Annotated in this window: 14 protein-coding genes; 7 read left to right on the top strand and 7 right to left on the bottom strand. The window is 57.9% G+C overall.

Features of this window, described 5'->3' with window-relative positions; all coding sequences use genetic code 11:
* Together VFQ24_18230 and VFQ24_18225 are read left to right on the top strand one after the other, a co-directional pair.
* Nucleotides 1-365: fibronectin type III domain-containing protein (locus VFQ24_18230; GenBank protein ID HET9180298.1), on the top strand; the 365-nt coding region annotated here is incomplete at its 5' end.
* Nucleotides 366-375: 10 nt separating this feature from the next.
* Nucleotides 376-1,692 (top strand): DegT/DnrJ/EryC1/StrS family aminotransferase, encoded by a 1,317-nt coding sequence (locus tag VFQ24_18225; GenBank protein ID HET9180297.1) that lies wholly within the window; start codon nucleotides 376-378, stop codon nucleotides 1,690-1,692.
* A gap of 52 nt (nucleotides 1,693-1,744) precedes the next feature.
* Here VFQ24_18225 and VFQ24_18220 read toward each other — a convergent pair whose 3' ends face one another.
* The 7 genes from VFQ24_18220 to VFQ24_18190 form a co-directional block, all read right to left on the bottom strand.
* A complete protein-coding gene (locus tag VFQ24_18220; GenBank protein ID HET9180296.1) occupies nucleotides 1,745-2,569 on the bottom strand; it encodes an isocitrate lyase/phosphoenolpyruvate mutase family protein in 825 nt (274 codons plus the stop codon).
* 49 nt (nucleotides 2,570-2,618) lie between these two features.
* On the bottom strand, nucleotides 2,619-3,362 hold the full coding sequence (locus VFQ24_18215; GenBank protein HET9180295.1) for a HAMP domain-containing sensor histidine kinase: 744 nt from the start codon (nucleotides 3,360-3,362) through the stop codon (nucleotides 2,619-2,621).
* 74 nt (nucleotides 3,363-3,436) lie between these two features.
* A complete protein-coding gene (locus tag VFQ24_18210) occupies nucleotides 3,437-4,060 on the bottom strand; it encodes a sigma-70 family RNA polymerase sigma factor (protein ID HET9180294.1) in 624 nt (207 codons plus the stop codon).
* The gene (locus tag VFQ24_18205; GenBank protein HET9180293.1) at nucleotides 4,060-4,371 is read right to left on the bottom strand and encodes an STAS domain-containing protein; all 312 of its coding nucleotides are present in this window, start codon (nucleotides 4,369-4,371) and stop codon (nucleotides 4,060-4,062) included. The genes VFQ24_18210 and VFQ24_18205 overlap by 1 nt, the downstream gene beginning before the upstream one ends.
* A 288-nt stretch (nucleotides 4,372-4,659) precedes the next feature.
* A complete protein-coding gene (locus VFQ24_18200; protein ID HET9180292.1) occupies nucleotides 4,660-7,746 on the bottom strand; it encodes a sigma 54-interacting transcriptional regulator in 3,087 nt (1,028 codons plus the stop codon).
* A gap of 193 nt (nucleotides 7,747-7,939) precedes the next feature.
* Nucleotides 7,940-8,299, bottom strand: coding sequence for a cupredoxin family copper-binding protein (locus tag VFQ24_18195; protein HET9180291.1), 360 nt, complete (start codon nucleotides 8,297-8,299; stop codon nucleotides 7,940-7,942).
* A gap of 54 nt (nucleotides 8,300-8,353) precedes the next feature.
* Nucleotides 8,354-9,256 carry a metallophosphoesterase gene (locus tag VFQ24_18190; protein HET9180290.1) on the bottom strand — a complete coding sequence of 301 codons (903 nt, stop codon included), beginning with the start codon at nucleotides 9,254-9,256 and terminating at the stop codon, nucleotides 8,354-8,356.
* Between the two features lie 248 nt (nucleotides 9,257-9,504).
* Between VFQ24_18190 and VFQ24_18185 the strand changes: the two genes are divergently transcribed.
* The 5 genes from VFQ24_18185 (at nucleotide 9,505) to VFQ24_18165 (ending at nucleotide 16,537) form a co-directional block, all read left to right on the top strand.
* Nucleotides 9,505-10,035: a sigma-70 family RNA polymerase sigma factor gene (locus tag VFQ24_18185; GenBank protein HET9180289.1), complete on the top strand. Its 531-nt coding sequence runs from the start codon at nucleotides 9,505-9,507 to the stop codon at nucleotides 10,033-10,035.
* Nucleotides 10,032-10,841 (top strand): anti-sigma factor, encoded by an 810-nt coding sequence (locus tag VFQ24_18180; protein ID HET9180288.1) that lies wholly within the window; start codon nucleotides 10,032-10,034, stop codon nucleotides 10,839-10,841. The genes VFQ24_18185 and VFQ24_18180 overlap by 4 nt, the downstream gene beginning before the upstream one ends.
* Before the next feature lie 75 nt (nucleotides 10,842-10,916).
* The gene (locus tag VFQ24_18175; GenBank protein ID HET9180287.1) at nucleotides 10,917-11,390 is read left to right on the top strand and encodes a VOC family protein; all 474 of its coding nucleotides are present in this window, start codon (nucleotides 10,917-10,919) and stop codon (nucleotides 11,388-11,390) included.
* 599 nt (nucleotides 11,391-11,989) lie between these two features.
* The gene (locus VFQ24_18170) at nucleotides 11,990-13,237 is read left to right on the top strand and encodes an MdtA/MuxA family multidrug efflux RND transporter periplasmic adaptor subunit (GenBank protein HET9180286.1); all 1,248 of its coding nucleotides are present in this window, start codon (nucleotides 11,990-11,992) and stop codon (nucleotides 13,235-13,237) included.
* Nucleotides 13,238-16,537, top strand: coding sequence for an efflux RND transporter permease subunit (locus VFQ24_18165; GenBank protein HET9180285.1), 3,300 nt, complete (start codon nucleotides 13,238-13,240; stop codon nucleotides 16,535-16,537).

Below are 16,537 nucleotides of genomic sequence, written 5' to 3'. Positions count from 1 at the left end.
GCTGGAAAACGGGAACGACGGACACCCTGGAGTCGGTGCCGGTGCGCGACAGCGTGATGGCTATTACGGATGCGAGTTACTTCGACTGGACCATTTTGCCGGAAGCGCCCAGCTCGCTCGAAGCCAAAGTTTCAGGCAGCGCCGTGAACCTGGTGTGGGAAGTCCATGGCGGGAACCCCTCCGGAGTCGTCGTCGAGCGGCGCACCGGTGACGGAGCGTGGGCGAGCATTGCCAAACTATCTTCCACGGCTTCGCAATATGATGACGCTTCGGCGCCTGCGGATTCAGTTGTTTCCTACCGCGTGCGCGCGGTGAACGGCGCGGGCGAATCGGCCTATTCGAACGTGGTCCACGTTCAGAGATAAGGAGCAGACGATGGGAAAACTGGCGATCACCGGAGGCAAGCCCGTCCGAAAAAGACCGTTTTCCGACTGGCCCATCTACGGCCGGGAGGAGGAACGCGCCGTGCAGAAGGTCCTGGCCAGCCGCAACTGGGGTGGCTATCCGTTTCCGAACACCATTGCCGACCGTTTTGCGCAGAAGTTCGCAAAATTCCACGGCGCGAAATACGGCCTTGCGGTGTCAAACGGAACGGTGGCAATCCAGGTGGCGCTGAAGGCCGCGGGCATTCGGCCCGGCGACGAAGTGATTGTCCCCGCCTACACGTGGGAAGGTACGGTGGGGCCGGTGCTGCTGCTGAACGCAGTGCCCGTGTTTGTGGATGTCGATCCCGACACCTACTGCCTGGACGCGCGGCTGATTGAAGCGGTGCTGACCGACAAGACCCGGGCGATCCTGCCTGTCCACCTGGCCATGAGCTTTGCCGACATGGACGCCATCATGAAGATCGCGCGCGCCCACAATCTGGTGGTGATTGAAGACTGCGCGCATGCTCACGGCGGCAAATGGCGGAACAAGGGAGCCGGCGCCACGGGCGAATTCGGCTGTTTCAGCTTCCAATCAAGCAAGCTGATGACCTCGGGCGAAGGCGGCGGAGTGATTACCGGCAATCTCGAATTTTACGAGCGGGCACAATCCTATGTGAATTGCGGCCGCGCCAGCACCACCGACCGATTTGGCCATCGGCTGATCGGATTTAACCACCGGGTGACGGAATTTCAGGCAGCAATCCTGGAAGCTCAGCTCGAACGCCTTCCAAAGCAGGCGGAGACGCGCCAGGCGAACATGGCCCACCTGGAAAAACGGCTGCGTAAAATTCCAGGGCTGGATTTCCTGAAATGCGATAAGCGCAACACGCGAGTGGCGGCATACCAGTACGTGTTCAAGTATCGTGCGGGAGCTTTTGACAGCACGCCGCGGGCGGCTTTCCTGGGAGCGCTCGAGATGGAAGGCATTCCCTGCGACGGGCTTTTCTATGAGCCGGTCTACAAGAGCGCGCTGTTTCCGCTGGACCCGAGCGAGTTTCCGGCGCTTTCCTGGGGGCGGGCAGAACCGCTGAATCCCAGAACAAAGTATCATTGCCCGGTTTCAGAGCGCGCCGCCTATGAGGAATCGGTCTGGATGCCGCACCACCTGTTCCTGGGCAGCCGCAAGGATGCAGACGACATTGCTGACGCAGTGGAAAAGGTTTGCGCAAACCTCGCCGAATTGCGCGGCCTTAAACACCCGGCGATTGAAAAGGGGGCCATGAGCCGCGTGGAGCGCCCGCGCATCGAAAAGCGGCAATATTGACCGGATCGTTGTGTTTTTCTCCCTGAAGCCCCTGTGCGTTCTCGCCGCGTGGTTAAATCCGCATAAGCTTGTTCAGATCGTGCGTTGACACGCTTCGATCGACGAAAGAGAACTGGCCTGTCGTTATCAGCTCACGTGCGGCATCGAGAAAACCCGTCATCGCCGCGCGGTACAGCGAAGTGGCAAGGCTGATGCGCTTGACTCCCGCGGCTGTGAGCTCAGGAACTGAAAACGACTTGCCTTTAATTCCAACCATGAAGTTGAATGGCTTCGAAAGTGCTGCACATACCGTGCGAACCGATTCGAGGTCAGGCAGCCCCGGCGCGAACAGCACATCGGCCCCCACTTTTTCGAAGGCCTGAAGGCGGCGGATGGTGCCATCCAGGTCTGGATTGCCATAGAGGAAATTATGCGCCCGCGCAGTGAGCATGAACGGGAAAGGCAACTCCCGCGCGACTTGCGCGGCAGCCGCGATCCTTTCAACCGCCAGGCTGTCATCATAGAGCGGACGGTCTGAATCGCCGGTCGCATCTTCGATGGTACACCCGACCAGGCCTGCTTCGGCCGCCAGGCGAACCGTTTGCGCAGCATCGTCCGGCGCATCCCCGAACCCTTTTCCCAAGTCCGCCGAGACGGGTATATCTGTCGAATCAACAATCATGCGTGCGTGCGCGAGCGCCTCATCTCTCGTCAGTCCATGGTCTCTTCGACCCGCTACACAGGCAGAGGCCGCGCTCGATGTGGCCAAGGCCTGGAACCCAAACCCAGCCAGAATCCTCGCGGACGCGACATCCCACGGATTCGGAATGAGAAAGCTGCCGGGGCCTTCGTGTAGCGCGCGAAAGCGAAAGGCCCTTTCGTTTTGAGTGACACTCACCTAACTTACCTCGCAAATATTTCGGCTACTCGCAGGCGAACCAAGCGATTTATTTCCAGCGCGAGCTTACGTAGGGAAGCGCAACTTTGAAGAGCGTACCTTCCGTACCCGTTCTTTCCAGGTAAACATCCCCACCCAGGCCGCGAAGAATTTTCTGAACAATTGCCAATCCGAGTCCGGTACCATCTGTCTTGCCGTAACTCACAAAAGGCTGGAAGACGGCGTGGCGAATCGGCTCTGGGATGCCAGGGCCGTTATCTGCGATGGTGATTTCGATACGCTCGCGCCGACCCAGTGATTTGACGTTTATCCTTCCTGAGACGGGCGAAACCGCCTCGCAAGCATTGAGAACGAGGTTGGTGACCACCCGCTGCACTTGTCCAGCGTCGAACCTGCACTCATCCAGGCCCTCGTGTTCGTAACTGGTCATAATACGGCTGAACTCCGGCCTCACCGCCACAGCCCGTATTGCGCACTGGATCGTCTTCCTGATGTCGCTAGGCTCTGCTCGAAGAGCATCACGAGGTCTGGAGAACTCCAGGAGCAATGATATGAGATCATTCATCCGGCATACGGCCGAGCGGATTTCCTTGTGAAAATCTTTCCTCTGGAACGTGTCCAGGTTGTCCTCAGCCATGAGTTCTGAATATGCCAGAATGGCGGACAGGGGCACACGCAGATCGTGGCAGATAAACCCGGCGAGCGGGAGAGCTTCGGACTCCGAGTCGACTAACTTACGGGGCAGGAAAGTCCTATCGCGCTTCTCATAAATTGTCGATACTTCAACTGCCATGGATTACCTCGTCATGGCTTTTTCAAAGCCGTTAAAGTCGGTCCGCAGAAATGAAGGCCCTCGTCGTGGACACTTCATTTCGAGGCGGAAACGGAAAGGTTCTCGAACCAGATGCTCAGGTTGGCCCTCAGCTTCAGGCGGGCATGGGTCCGATAGGTTTTCACAACCGGAAGTGAGAGCCCCAATATATCTGCTATCTCTTCGACGGAGAATCCTTCTATGTCGCCGAGGACGAAGATTATCCGCAAAGGAGTTTCAATATCCTCGAGTGCCCTGGACAGAATGGCGTCGAGGTCGGCCTTACTATAGCTGTGCCTGGGATCGTGAATCCATTCCTGAACACGGCCGGGTGATGACATCGCGTCAGTATTGTTCATGGGTTCGTCGAATGAATAACCTGTGAAAGGACCGTGCCGGCGCAACCTGACGATGGCCGTATCAATCGCGATTCGCGCCAGCCACGAGTGGAGTCGCTCCTCTCCCCGGAATTCCCCAACATCCTCGCGCGCCTGCAAGAAGGTTGCTTCCAACAACTCTTCAGCGTCCTCGTCGCTTGTCGTAATCGCGCGAACCAACCGGTAAACCATCCCCTCGTATTGATTAACGAGGGTTCCGAAAGCGTCGGGGCTTCCGGACTGCGCCAGCCGAACCAGCGCGATTTCGTTGTCCAGTTCTACGAGCATCCTGCGTTCCATCATCACTCTTCAGAGCCATCGCCCTTATTTCGAAGGGACATCGTGCCGCGTTCAGCCACGCGAAGCTGCAGCGTCAGATATGGCAGAAGATTCAGAATGGTCACGTCGCGGCTTCTGAGATCCTTGAGAAGTTGGATCCCCTCTCCGTCGGCGAAAGAAACATCGCCCAGATCGAGAGTCAACTTCGTACCATCCGCGAGTGCGTGCAATTCACACGATTCGCGCAGTTCTGTAACGCTGTGACCGGTTAGCCGACCTTCCACCCTCAGCCTGACACCTGAATCCGAAGACTCGACGACCGTCACTCTCAGCATGTTGAACGCTCCCGCACCGTCGATACTGGTAGAGGCAGGTTCGATTCCAAATGGACGTCTGAGTTTAATTCCTGTAAAGATTTCTAAGGCGGACGTAGGCTTGTTTTTGTTTTTCGTAAACAAGTTGACAATTTACAGATGCTGAATCAGTAATTTGCAAGTCAAATTGGCAAAACTGATCAGATCAGTGAGCCGATTCGGATTTGCGGCCGACGTTTTACGGCGATTACGATTTTGTGGGCGATCAGCGGACCAGGGCGTTCGAGGCCACGATCTGCGGTGGGGGAACTACTGCTGGCGGTGGCCAGGACGCCTGACACCGAGCCTCTGCATCCGGTGGCGGAGAGTATTTGGGTGGAGACCAAGAATTCGAGCGGCACCTTTTGATCCCTCAATCACTCCGCCGGTCTCCTGCAGGGCCGCAAGGATGTGCTTTCGTTCTAACTCGTCCAAGGTTGTGAGCTCGGCGGGTCCTTGGCGTAAAGACAATTGCCCTTCCGCGGCCGTTTCGAGTTCTTGTCCGTTGCTGAAAAAGAGGCGAGGCAACAGCTCCTGGTTGAGCAGCAGGTTTGGGCCTGGCGACAGAATCACGGCCCTCTCAATCACGTTCTGCAACTCTCGAACGTTCCCCGGCCAGGCGTAGCTCATCAACCCGTCCAACGTTTCCTGCGAAACAGTATCTACTTGCTTGCCGAATTTTTTCGAATACCGCGAAAGATAGAAGTTTACAAGGTGGGGAATGTCGGTCTGGCGATTTCTCAGCGGGGGCAATTCAAGCGGGAACACATTGAGGCGGTAAAACAGGTCAGAGCGGAACCGGCCCGCATCCACCGCGTTCTGCAAATTGCGATTGGTGGCGGCGATGACCCTGACATCAACGCGAAGGGAGCGGCTGCTGCCCACAGGCTCGAAGTCGCGTTCCTGCAGGACCCTCAACAGCTTCACTTGCATTTCCAGGGGCAGTTCGCCAATCTCGTCAAGAAAAATAGTGCCGCCGTCAGCAATTTCGAATCGCCCGGTGCGGCGTTCAGACGCACCCGTGAAGGCGCCTTTCATGTGGCCGAACAGCTCACTTTCAATCAGGCCTGCGGGGATGGAACTGCAATCGACTCTGACCAGAGGGCGTTCCTTGCGCAAGCTGCGATTGTGGATGGCGTGGGCGATCAGTTCCTTGCCCGTTCCCGTTTCGCCATGAATGAGCACTGTGGAATCGGTCGGGGCGACCTGCTCGACCGCTCGAAGCACCTTCAGCAGAGCGTTACTGTTCCCTACAATTTCCTCAAAATTGTGCTCTGTGCGGATTTCCTCCTGCAGATAGATGTTTTCCTTCTCGAGCCTTGCCTTCAGCTCCGCGATCTCTTCATAGGCCTGCATGTTCTCCACAGCAAGCGCCACCTGATTGGCCACTTCCTGCAGAAATTCCGCATTTTTCTGCGAATACTGACCGGGGAGGGCGTGCGCGACATTGAGGGTGCCGATACTCTTCCCCCGCACAATCAGCGGGACTACGCAGTGTGACCGCATGCCTTCCGCGGCCAAGCGTTGTTCATTGTCGTATTGCTGTTCTCTTTCCAGGTCCTGGCGGAGAATGGGCCGCTGATGATGAAATACCCAGCCCACACTGCTGTTTGCAGGACTGATCTCAAGCTTGGGCTGAAAATAATTTGAAACAGAGCTGCCCTCAATCGCCACGAATCGAAAAACGTTTCTGCCCGGCTGATAGATGGTCAAAGCCGCGCGATGGAACGGGATCCCGCCCCGGAGCGACTCGGAGATCGACCGCAGAAGCGCCTCTTGCGACAGGTTCGTAACGATTGCGTTGTTGATTTCGAGCAGCGTTCGAAGGTGGTCAGCCGTGCTGGCGACCTGTTTGTTGAGATCGCCGATCTCCTCATAGGCCCTCATGTTCCCGACCGCCAGCGCGACCTGGTTAGCGACTTCCTGCAGGAAAAAGATATCATCTTCCGAGTATTCGCCGGTTGTGGGACTGACCAGGAACAGAACCCCGCTTGGCTCTTCCCGGGCGATCAGAGGCAGAGCACAAAGCGACCGGATGCCGCTGTCCAGGAGACGGCGCTCCGTCGGATATTCCCATTCAGCCTCGAGGTCCCGCCGCAGGAAGGGCCGGCGGTGTTCAACGATCCATCTGGAGATGCTGTCGGGTCCAACTTCATGCCCAACAGCGAAATTCTTTCCCTGAAAAGGCCCCTCCAAGGCGGCAATTCGCAGAACATCGGTGCCGGGATCGCGGAGGATCAGGGCAACTCGGCCGTAAGGAACCACGCGTTTCAAGGCTTCGCAGATAGCACGGAAGAGTTCGTTCTGGTTGAGCTTGGTGATAATAGCATTGTTGATCTCGAGCAGCGTTCGCCGGCGTTCTTCGCTTTTCTTGAGAGATTCTTCGGCATCTTTACGCTCGGTGATGTCCTCACAAAGGGCCATCGCAAATTTAGGTGCGCTCCCCGTGCCCGGCACGAGCGAGGCGTGCAGCAGGACCCAGACCAGACTGCCATCCTTACGGCAATAGGGTTTTTCGAACTGGTATTGCTCCAATCTCCCGGCCCACAAGTCCGCTGCCAGCGCCCGGTTGGATTCGCGGAATTCTTCCGGGGTGATGTCGTAAAACGAGAGCTTTTGAAGTTCCTCCTCCGAATAGCCCAGAATCTTCTGATAGGCAGGATTGACGTCCAAAAACCGGCCTTTCGCGTCGCTGAAAGCCACACCGATGGCCGACCTCTCGAACACCGACCGCCAACGCTCTTCCAGCGCTGCGACGCTCGTCCGTAAGGCCATCACCTGGCCCGTCGCCTGTGCTTTCGATATTGCCTCTGCTGCACGTTCGGCAAAACCCTGCAGCCATCCCAACTCCCGCTCGGTCAAGTCAACCCGGCTGAAAACAGCCAGCACTCCAAGCACTTCTTCCTGGAACACCACGGGCAGGCCCGCAAAGCTCCTGATCTTTTGTGCCTTCACCCACTCCTGGCGTGAAATCCAAAGCTGAGCACCTTCTTCCTCCTGTGTCCGGATGTGGACAGGGTCACCCGTCGTTGCAACGCGGGACACTTTGAGAGGAGCGTTCAACGGGATTCGACGAAAGTGACCGTTAATGCGGGACCACTCTTCCTGCTCGGCATCTCCCCTGACCTGCTCCTTCAGAGGTTTGCCAGCGCTGGCCACCAGATGCAGGCAGCGCGTTTGGTCCGGGCACACGCTCCGCATGGGACACGATGTGCAGACGTCGCCGGTCCCGATCAGCCAGACGCGCGTTAGCGCGATGTCAGGATTGTCTGCGAGACTCCGCACGATCTTCTGGAGGACCGCATCCAGGCCGTGTGACTGCGCCTCGGCGAGAGAGACTTTTTGGAAGGAATCCACGTCCAAGGAATTAGACTCTTTTAGTTCCTTGCACTTAAGTAGCCCTAGTCCCTGTTCTTTGCCCCGAATGCAGCTAGTATACGATATTTTGAATTGCACTGGTTCGATAAAGTCTCTGACGGCGGAATGGAGGGCTCCCCCCGCGCTCGCTCCTCTGTTGGCGAACCCCCACTCGCGGCCTACGCGGTCAGGGTTATCTGACCACAACTTTAGCGGTCATCTTCGGGTGGACTGAACAATAGTAAGAGTATGTGCCAGGCTTGGTGAAGGTGTACGAGAACTTATCGCCGGTGTCCAGCACCGACGAGGCAAACACCTTGTCTGTGCTGACAACCGTATGCGGTACGTCATCTCTATTGATCCAGGTGACAGTGGTTCCGGCAGGGACCGTCAGCGTCCCCGAGCCGAAACTGAAGTTGTCAATATTCACCAGTGTGCTGCCTGGATTGCTTTCTCCGTACAAAGCTGGCCTCAAGGCGGTCGCGCCCGTCAGAATAAGAAGCGCCAATGTGACGGCTCTGAGCTTTCTGAAATTCCAAAGTATCTTTTTCATATTCTCTTCTCCTTTTCGTAACTCATTTTTCGATCGATCAATCGGCTATTCCAATCAATTCAGCGACGCATCGACGATGGCCAGTGTCTGCCTGCCCTGGACGTACTGGACACTCGTCAGGCCCAACAGACTGCGCAACTGCTCCGCGGGCACTTTCATCGGTCCGGGCGAGGGCGCTTCCCCGGGGTGGGGCTGAGGAAACGCCGTGGAAGCCGCGGTATGGAAGGTGATGTTCCCTTCCACTTTTTGCATGGTCTGGTGAATATGGCCGTTGAGGACGGTGACCGACCCGAATCGCTTGAGGTAGGAAAGCGCTTGGGCGCTGTCCTCCGTCGCCCAACCCCAATCGGGATAGATCGACCAGAGCGGAATATGGGCGAACACCACGATTGGAGTACTAGACGAGAGCCCGCCCACATCCTGTTTGAGCCATGCAAGCTGGTCCGGTCCCAGCGTCCCCAGGCCGCCGGCCTTGAGGTCCAGGACATTGACGAGGCCGATGAAATGAACGCCGCTATGCTCAAAGCTATACCAGCCCGATCCGCTCGTTTCCCTGCCATACCGGTCGCGGTAGTATTTGCCATTATCGGTAAGGACATCGTGTTCGCCGGGAACATAAAAGACCCGGCTTGCCCTGGCGCCCTTTAGGAGCTGATCGACTGTGTCAAACTCCTGTGCTTTGGAAAGATGGCTGATGTCGCCGGTATGAAGCAGGAAAGCCGGCGGGGTTTGCAGTGCATTGATTTTGTCAATCGCAGCCTGCAGGGTGGCTACTACGTCTGAATTGGCGGGCTTACTGAAGCCCATGTGGCTGTCGGATATCTGGGCGAAGCTCAGTTCCCCCTTAATGCTTTCCATGGCCTTTCCATCCGGGTCCTGAGCGAGCTGGCTCAAGCTGTAGGAGTTTAAAACCCCGCCTTTGACGACGCAGAGTAGCCCAGTGCCAGCCCAGGCCATACATCTGAGAAATCCGCGGCGGTCAATTCCGTCGTGGTTATGGTCGTGAACGATATAGTCGGACAATGGAACCTCCTTTGCACTTCTTGCATCTGATTTGTGACGGTTTTCTCGATCGCCGTCACCCTTTCATACCTGACAGGCGAGCGAAAAATTCCAGGAATTCGGCGGGATGGGAGCCGGGAATAAAAAAGACCGGAAGCTGGTCATAGGACTCAGGAGTGTGCTTACGGTGGAAAGGAATTGCCTTGAGTGAGCAGGACAAGGCGGCGCAGTTCGAGCAGGCCGTGCTGCCTCACCTGGACGCAGCGCACAACCTTGCTCGCTGGCTCATCCGTCAGCCGGAAGACGCCGAGGACATGGTGCAGGAATCATACATGCGGGCCTTCACCTCGTTTGAAGGTTTCCGTGGAGGCAACGGCCGGGCCTGGATTCTCACGATCGTGCGCAACACCTGCTACACATGGCTTCAGCGGGGCCGGTCGAGTGAAATGACAACCGAATTTGATGAGGAGACCCACAGCCCGGAGACAAACGCCAACCCGGAAGCTCTGCTGCTGGGTGAAGCCAACCGCGAGCTGCTGGCCAAAGCATTAGAGGAACTCCCGCTGGAGTTTCGCGAAACGCTGGTCCTGCGTGAGCTTGAAGGACTGAGCTACAAGGAGATTGCCGACGTTACTGGAGTTCCGCTGGGCACGGTGATGTCACGCCTGGCGCGCGCACGTAACATGCTGGAGAGGACTTTGGCCGGCGGAACAAATAAGGAGCTCCTTCGATGAACTGTGAGGAGATGGGACGTCTGGGCCATGCATTTCTGGACGGTGAACTCGACCTTGTCCGCAGCATGGAAATCGAGAGCCATTTGGAGAGCTGCGCGGGCTGCCTGCTGACGTTCCAGAAACAACAGTCGCTCCGATCGTTGGTGCGCGGCAGCTCGCTGTACTACAAGGCTCCAGATAACCTTGCGCATCGAATAAGGGTTGGCCTGCGCGAGGCACACGAGGCTTCCACTAAGCCGAAAACCGGCGCCGTAAGAACATGGCGTCCACGCCAGACTCGATGGGGCCGCTTTCCAACCTGGGCCACCGCGGCGGCAGCGCTTGCGGCACTGGTCGTTATCATCTCAATTCTGGCGCCGAGGTGGTCACGGCCCCCACAACAGGATTCTCTGGCGGAGGAAGTGGTTTCCAGCCATATTCGCTCGCTGATGCCCAACCACCTCACAGACGTTGTGTCTTCCGATCAGCACACCGTGAAACCATGGTTTGACGGAAGGCTTGACTTTTCGCCTTCGGTCATCGATCTGGCCCGCGAGGGGTTCCCGCTTGCCGGCGGGCGGCTCGATTATCTGGGGGGGCGGGCGGTAGCGGCGCTCGTGTATGAGCGGGGCAAACATCTGATCAACGTCTTCACCTGGCCGGACGGCGCTTCCTCCACCGACTCCGGCGCCCTTGTGAAGGCATCGGCACGCCAGGGCTATAACGTCTACCACTGGACCAAGTCGGGCATGGACTATTGGGTCGTGTCCGACCTTAACGCAGAGGAGTTAAAGAACTTTGCCCGGCTGCTGCGAAATGCTAATTGACCCATGCGGACGGCATCATAAATGGCCGGCATGCGGAGAGCACCTCATTCGACATTTGGCGGAACGGAGGTTGGTGTGGTTCCTGTTCGCGATCTCTTTGAATCCCATCTGACGGTTACAGACCTGCAACGCTCGATGACTTTCTATGGCCAGGTCCTGGAACTCGAGCTGGCCGAGGTATTTTGGGAGCGCAAAGTCGCGTTCTACTGGATTGGCGGAGGCGGCAACGCGATGCTCGGCCTGTGGGAGGCCGGGACCGGCCCCCAGAAGCTGAGTCTGCATATTGCCTTCAAGTCAGATCTCGGAGATCTGCTGGACGCGCCAGCGCGTCTTCGCGCCGTCGGTGTCGTCCCGCTCGATTTTGACGGCGCCCCAACCGAGGAACCCGTTGTGCTCTGCTGGATGCCGGCCGCGTCACTCTACTTCCGAGATCCGGATGAAAACCTGCTCGAGCTGCTATCGATGCTGCCTGAGACCCCTCGGCCGGAATTGGGAATTATCAGTTGGAGCGGCTGGAGGGCCCACCTTATTGACGGGCGACCCTCGTGATTTCATGTGGTTAGCCGAAAGTCACCTTTTCGCTTGGAAGCCTCAATCGATTCGTTGTGGTAAGTCTATAAGCAGCAACGGCATATTCACTTCTTGACGCCAGATCAACCCGAAACGTTCACTTGCCGGTCAGGCATGTACGCGAGGTTCGGCGAACATTATCTGTAACCGCCTGCTCGGCCTGAACGTCCAAACTTCCGAATTGGTGCCAATTGGCTGCCGGCAGGGAGCTCAGTCAATGGCAAGAAGCCGGAAGGACTTTGTCATGAGTAGCCGTTCCTTTCGGGAAAGGAGCACGGCCGATGCAGGCTCGCCAAGGTACGAGAGGGCAGTCAGCAGGGGTAACATCAGGGTGCCTTTCGTGTATAGGACGGTCTTGCTGGCGATCTGGATTGGCAACCCGGGCCCGTAGTTAGTCTTCTTCGGGTCAACAAGCACACTGGCACGGCCTGACGGCTTAGAGCGCTTCCACTGTTCTCCCTCAACCCTATCACTTGAAACGGCGCGACCGCAGCGATGCGCGGTGAATTGCGGATTCGCCCGCGAGGAAGTGCTCCGGCATATGGAAACGTAGGCGGAACGCGCAGGATGGAAGAACCATGATGGAACAATATCCCCCCGAGATCGGTGAAAGAACCGTTCCCCCTAAGCAAGCAGATGCAGCGCCCGGGAGGCATTCGCGGGCGCGCTGGCTCTGGTGGTTAATACTTGCGCTGCTGGCTTTTGGCGTATATGCCTACACCCGCAAGCGCGGCGGCGCGGGGCCAACCGCCACCGGGGGCCAATCGGCCGCTGGGCGTGCGCGGGGCGGCATGGTCATTCCGGTAGTGGGGGTGAAGGCGCGAAAGGGCGACATTGGCGTTTACCTTACCGGCCTGGGCACGGTGACGCCAATTTACACCGTGACCGTCAAAAGCCGTGTGGACGGGCAATTGATGAAGGTCAATTATCGCGAGGGTGACTACGTTCGCGAGGGTGATCCGCTGGTTGAAATTGATCCCAGGCCTTTTCAAGTCCAATTGATGCAGGCGGAAGGCCAATTGGCCAAGGACCAGGCTGCTTTGGACAACGCGCAGCTCGACCTCACACGCTACCAGACCCTGCTGACGCACAACGCGGTTCCAGAGCAACAGCTCGCCACTCAAAAGGCCTTGGTGGAGCAGGACGACGGTGCGGTGAAGATCGACCAGGCGGCCATTGCAAACGCCAAGCTGAACATTGCGTATTGCCACATCACGGCGCCCATCACGGGGCGGATCGGTTTACGCCTGGTTGATCCTGGAAACTATGTTCAAGCCGGGTCCCAAACCGGACTGCTGGTTATCACTCAGGTCAGGCCCATCAGCGTGATATTTACCATACCGGAGGACCAGGTTCCTGCCGTGCTGCAGAAATTGCGACAGGGGGCACGCTTGCGGGTGGATGCCTACAGCCGCGACATGAGCACGCAGCTTGCCACCGGCGCACTGACGACGGTTGATAACCAGATCGATCCAACGACCGGCACTCTGAGGTTGCGTGCGACCTTCAACAACGCGAATGATGCTCTGTTTCCAAACCAGTTTGTAAACGCCAGGCTGCTGGTGCAGCAGAAACTCGGTGTGACTCTGGTTCCCAGTGCCGTGGTGCAACGCAACACTGACACGGCTTACGTCTACCTGGTGAAACCGGATTCAACTGTCACGGTTAAAACGGTGACCGTGGGAACGACGGAAGCGGGCCAGTCGGAAATTGCGTCGGGGCTGATGGCGGGCGACGTTGTCGTTATGACCGGCGTAGACAAGCTTCAGGAAGGCAGCAAGGTCCGAGTTCATTTCGAAAACGGGACGGCCTCCAAGGAAGACTAGATGAGCCCTTCCAGGAAATTCATCGAGCGGCCGATCGCCACTTCCCTGTTAATGCTGGGCATACTGCTCGCAGGTACCGTGGCGTATTTCGAACTGCCTGTTTCCGCCCTGCCAGAGGTAGACTATCCCACCATTCAGGTGATCACCTTTTACCCCGGCGCCAGCCCGGACGTCATGGCCTCGTCCGTGACGGCGCCCCTGGAGCGCCAGTTCGGCCAGGTTCCCGGGCTGCAGCAGATGACCTCGACAAGTTCCAGCGGACTCTCAGTGGTCACGTTGCAGTTCGGTCTCAACCTGAACATCGATGTCGCGGAGCAGGAAGTCCAGCAATCCATCAACGCCTCGGGGACCTATCTTCCGCCGGACCTCCCCAGCCCGCCCATCTACAGCAAGGTTAATCCCGCCGACGCTCCGATCCTGACCCTGGCGTTGACATCCAACGATTTGCCGCTGACCAAGGTGGAAGACCTTGCCGACACCCGCCTTGCGCCCAAGATTTCCCAGTTGCCAGGTGTCGGCCTGGTCAGCATCAGCGGAGGCCAGAAGCCGGCCGTCAGGATCCAGGTGAACCCGACAAATCTGGCCTCGTACGGCCTGAACCTGGAAGACGTTCGCAACGTCATCGTGGCGGCAAATGTCAACCAGGCGAAAGGAAGCTTCGACGGGCCTCACCAGGCATACCAGATAGGCGCGAATGACCAGTTGCTGTCAAGCGCCGACTACGTGCCGCTGGTGATCGCCTACCGGAACGGGGCCCCGGTCAAGCTGAGCGACGTTGCCACGATTGCCGACGAAGCCGAGAATCTGGACCAGGCGGCCTGGATGAACAGCGGTCCCGCGGTCATCATGAACATCCAGCGCCAGCCGAGCGCCAACATCATTTCGGTTGTTGATCACATCAAGCAGCTCCTGCCCCAGCTTACCGCGACTCTGCCTTCCTCTGTGCAGGTCCACATCCTGACCGACCGCACCACCACGATCCGCGCATCGGTCAAGGACGTCGAGTTCGAGCTGCTGCTGACCATCGCCCTGGTCGTGATGGTGATCTTTCTCTTTCTTCGGAACGTGGCGGCCACCATTATTCCCAGCGTGGCCGTTCCGCTGTCACTGGTCGGAACATTCGGCGTGATGTACCTGCTCGGCTACAGCCTGAACAATCTTACCTTGATGGCGTTGACGATTTCGACGGGGTTCGTGGTGGATGACGCCATTGTCATGATCGAAAACATTGCCCGATTCATCGAACAGGGCGACTCCCCGTTGCGGGCGGCGCTGAGAGGATCGGAGCAAATCGGTTTTACGATCATCTCGTTGACGTTCTCGTTGATTGCTGTCTTGATCCCACTGTTGTTCATGGGTGACATCGTAGGCCGGCTGTTCCGCGAATTCGCCATCACGCTCAGCGTGACGATTCTGGTTTCGGCCATTGTTTCGCTCACTCTCACGCCAGTCATGTGTTCCAAACTTCTGAGACACCGGCCCGACGAACAACAGAGCCGGATTTACCGTATCACTGAGCATGGATGGAACGCAGTCATCGGCCTCTACGACCGCACCCTCCAATGGGTGCTGCGGCGTCAGACCGAAACTCTGCTGGTGGCGCTGGGCACCGTCGCACTGACGGCCGTGCTCTTCTATGTCATTCCCAAAGGTTTTTTCCCGATTCAGGATACGGGTGTAATTCAGGGCGTTTCGCAGGCGGCGCAGAATGTTTCGTTTCAGGAGATGGCGACGGAACAGCAGAGCCTGGTCACGGTTATTCTGAAGGACCCCGCAGTCGAGGGCCTGTCCTCCTTCATCGGAGTGGATGGGACCAATACGACTTTGAACAACGGGCGGATCCTTATTAACCTGAAGCCGTTGGATGAGCGAAACATCAGCGCCAGTGATGTGATTCGCAGGCTTCAGCCGGAATTGGCTAAAGTCCCAGGCATCACGCTCTACATGCAGCCCGTGCAAGACCTGACGGTGGACGACCGGGTGAGCCGCACGCAATTCCAATACACCCTTGAAGATCCCAACACCGATGAGTTGAGTAATTACGCCTCGAAAATGGTTGCCGCCATGCAGAACACCCCGGAACTCCGCGACGTGGCCAGTGACCAGCAAAATGGAGGTCTGCGGGCCAAAGTGGTTTTTGACCGCAGCACGGCCTATCGTCTGGGAATCTCGCCTTCCGCCATCGACCAGACCCTCTACGATGCCTTCGGCCAGAGGCTGGTCTCGACGATTTTCACCCAGTTGAACCAGTACCACGTGGTGCTGGAGGTGAAGCCCGGATTTCAAGAGACCCCTTTTGACTTGCGTCACATTTATATTCGGACAGGCGTGGGAACCTCCACGGGTGCGTCCGGCCTGGTGGCGGGCGGTACAGGCGCAACGCAGTTACTCGGGCCCACCAGCTCACTGACAGCCGCAAATGCGAGCCTGTCTGCCTCAACTTCGGCCGGTGCTTCCGGCGCAGCCTCTTCCGGCGGGCCAATTGACGGGGCCATCGCTTCCTCCTCGGCGTTCCCAAACGGCGGACAGGTTCCGCTTTCGGCATTTACTCACGTTGAAGAAACCAGCGCTCCCCTGACCATCAACCATCAGGGGCAGTTTCCAGTGGTGACGCTGTCCTTCAACCTTGCTCCCGGCGCCTCGCTTGGAAAGGCCGTACAGGCTATCAAACAGGTGGAGGGCCAGGTCGGGCTTCCGCGCAGCATCCAGGCGTCTTTTCAGGGAACTGCGGAGGCTTTCCAGAATTCGCTGTCCAACGAGTGGATCTTGATTCTGGCCGCGATTATCACGGTCTACATCGTGCTCGGCGTGCTTTATGAAAGCTACATTCATCCCATCACGATTCTCTCCACGCTGCCGTCAGCCGGGGTTGGCGCCGTGCTGGCGCTCATGATCTGCCGGACCGACTTCAACGTGATCGCGCTGATCGGCCTGGTGCTGCTGATCGGCATCGTCAAGAAGAACGGCATCATGATGATCGACTTCGCTCTGGAAGCCGAGCGCAAGGAAGGAATGACTCCCCTGAATGCCATCTACCAGGCGTGCCTGTTGCGCTTCCGGCCCATCATGATGACCACCATGGCGGCCCTGCTGGCCGGGATCCCACTGGCGTTTGGGACGGGCACCGGCTCAGAACTGCGCAGACCGCTGGGAATTACGATGGTGGGTGGACTGATTCTGAGTCAATTGCTCACGCTTTACACGACTCCGGTCATTTATCTCTGGTTCGACCGGCTATCCAGCCGCCTGTCCTGGCGCCGTCAAAGCAACCTGGGCGCGGGGCCCGTCGCCGCAGAGTAG

Source organism: Terriglobia bacterium (assembly GCA_035712365.1).
Lineage (GTDB): Bacteria > Acidobacteriota > Terriglobia > UBA7540 > UBA7540 > SCRD01.
The sequence above is the reverse complement of the archived record's forward strand: the minus strand, read 5'-3'. Positions and strand labels throughout refer to the sequence as shown.

What these genes read in the sequence shown, in the direction of transcription:
- VFQ24_18225 (HET9180297.1), top strand. Translation starts at nt 376, where the DNA reads ATGGGAAAACTGGCGATCACCGGAGGCAAGCCCGTCCGAAAAAGACCG.
- VFQ24_18215 (HET9180295.1), bottom strand. Translation starts at nt 3,362, where the DNA reads ATGGCAGTTGAAGTATCGACAATTTATGAGAAGCGCGATAGGACTTTC.
- VFQ24_18210 (HET9180294.1), bottom strand. Translation starts at nt 4,060, where the DNA reads ATGATGGAACGCAGGATGCTCGTAGAACTGGACAACGAAATCGCGCTG.
- VFQ24_18205 (HET9180293.1), bottom strand. Translation starts at nt 4,371, where the DNA reads ATGCTGAGAGTGACGGTCGTCGAGTCTTCGGATTCAGGTGTCAGGCTG.
- VFQ24_18195 (HET9180291.1), bottom strand. Translation starts at nt 8,299, where the DNA reads ATGAAAAAGATACTTTGGAATTTCAGAAAGCTCAGAGCCGTCACATTG.
- VFQ24_18190 (HET9180290.1), bottom strand. Translation starts at nt 9,256, where the DNA reads ATGGCCTGGGCTGGCACTGGGCTACTCTGCGTCGTCAAAGGCGGGGTT.
- VFQ24_18180 (HET9180288.1), top strand. Translation starts at nt 10,032, where the DNA reads ATGAACTGTGAGGAGATGGGACGTCTGGGCCATGCATTTCTGGACGGT.
- VFQ24_18170 (HET9180286.1), top strand. Translation starts at nt 11,990, where the DNA reads ATGATGGAACAATATCCCCCCGAGATCGGTGAAAGAACCGTTCCCCCT.
- VFQ24_18165 (HET9180285.1), top strand. Translation starts at nt 13,238, where the DNA reads ATGAGCCCTTCCAGGAAATTCATCGAGCGGCCGATCGCCACTTCCCTG.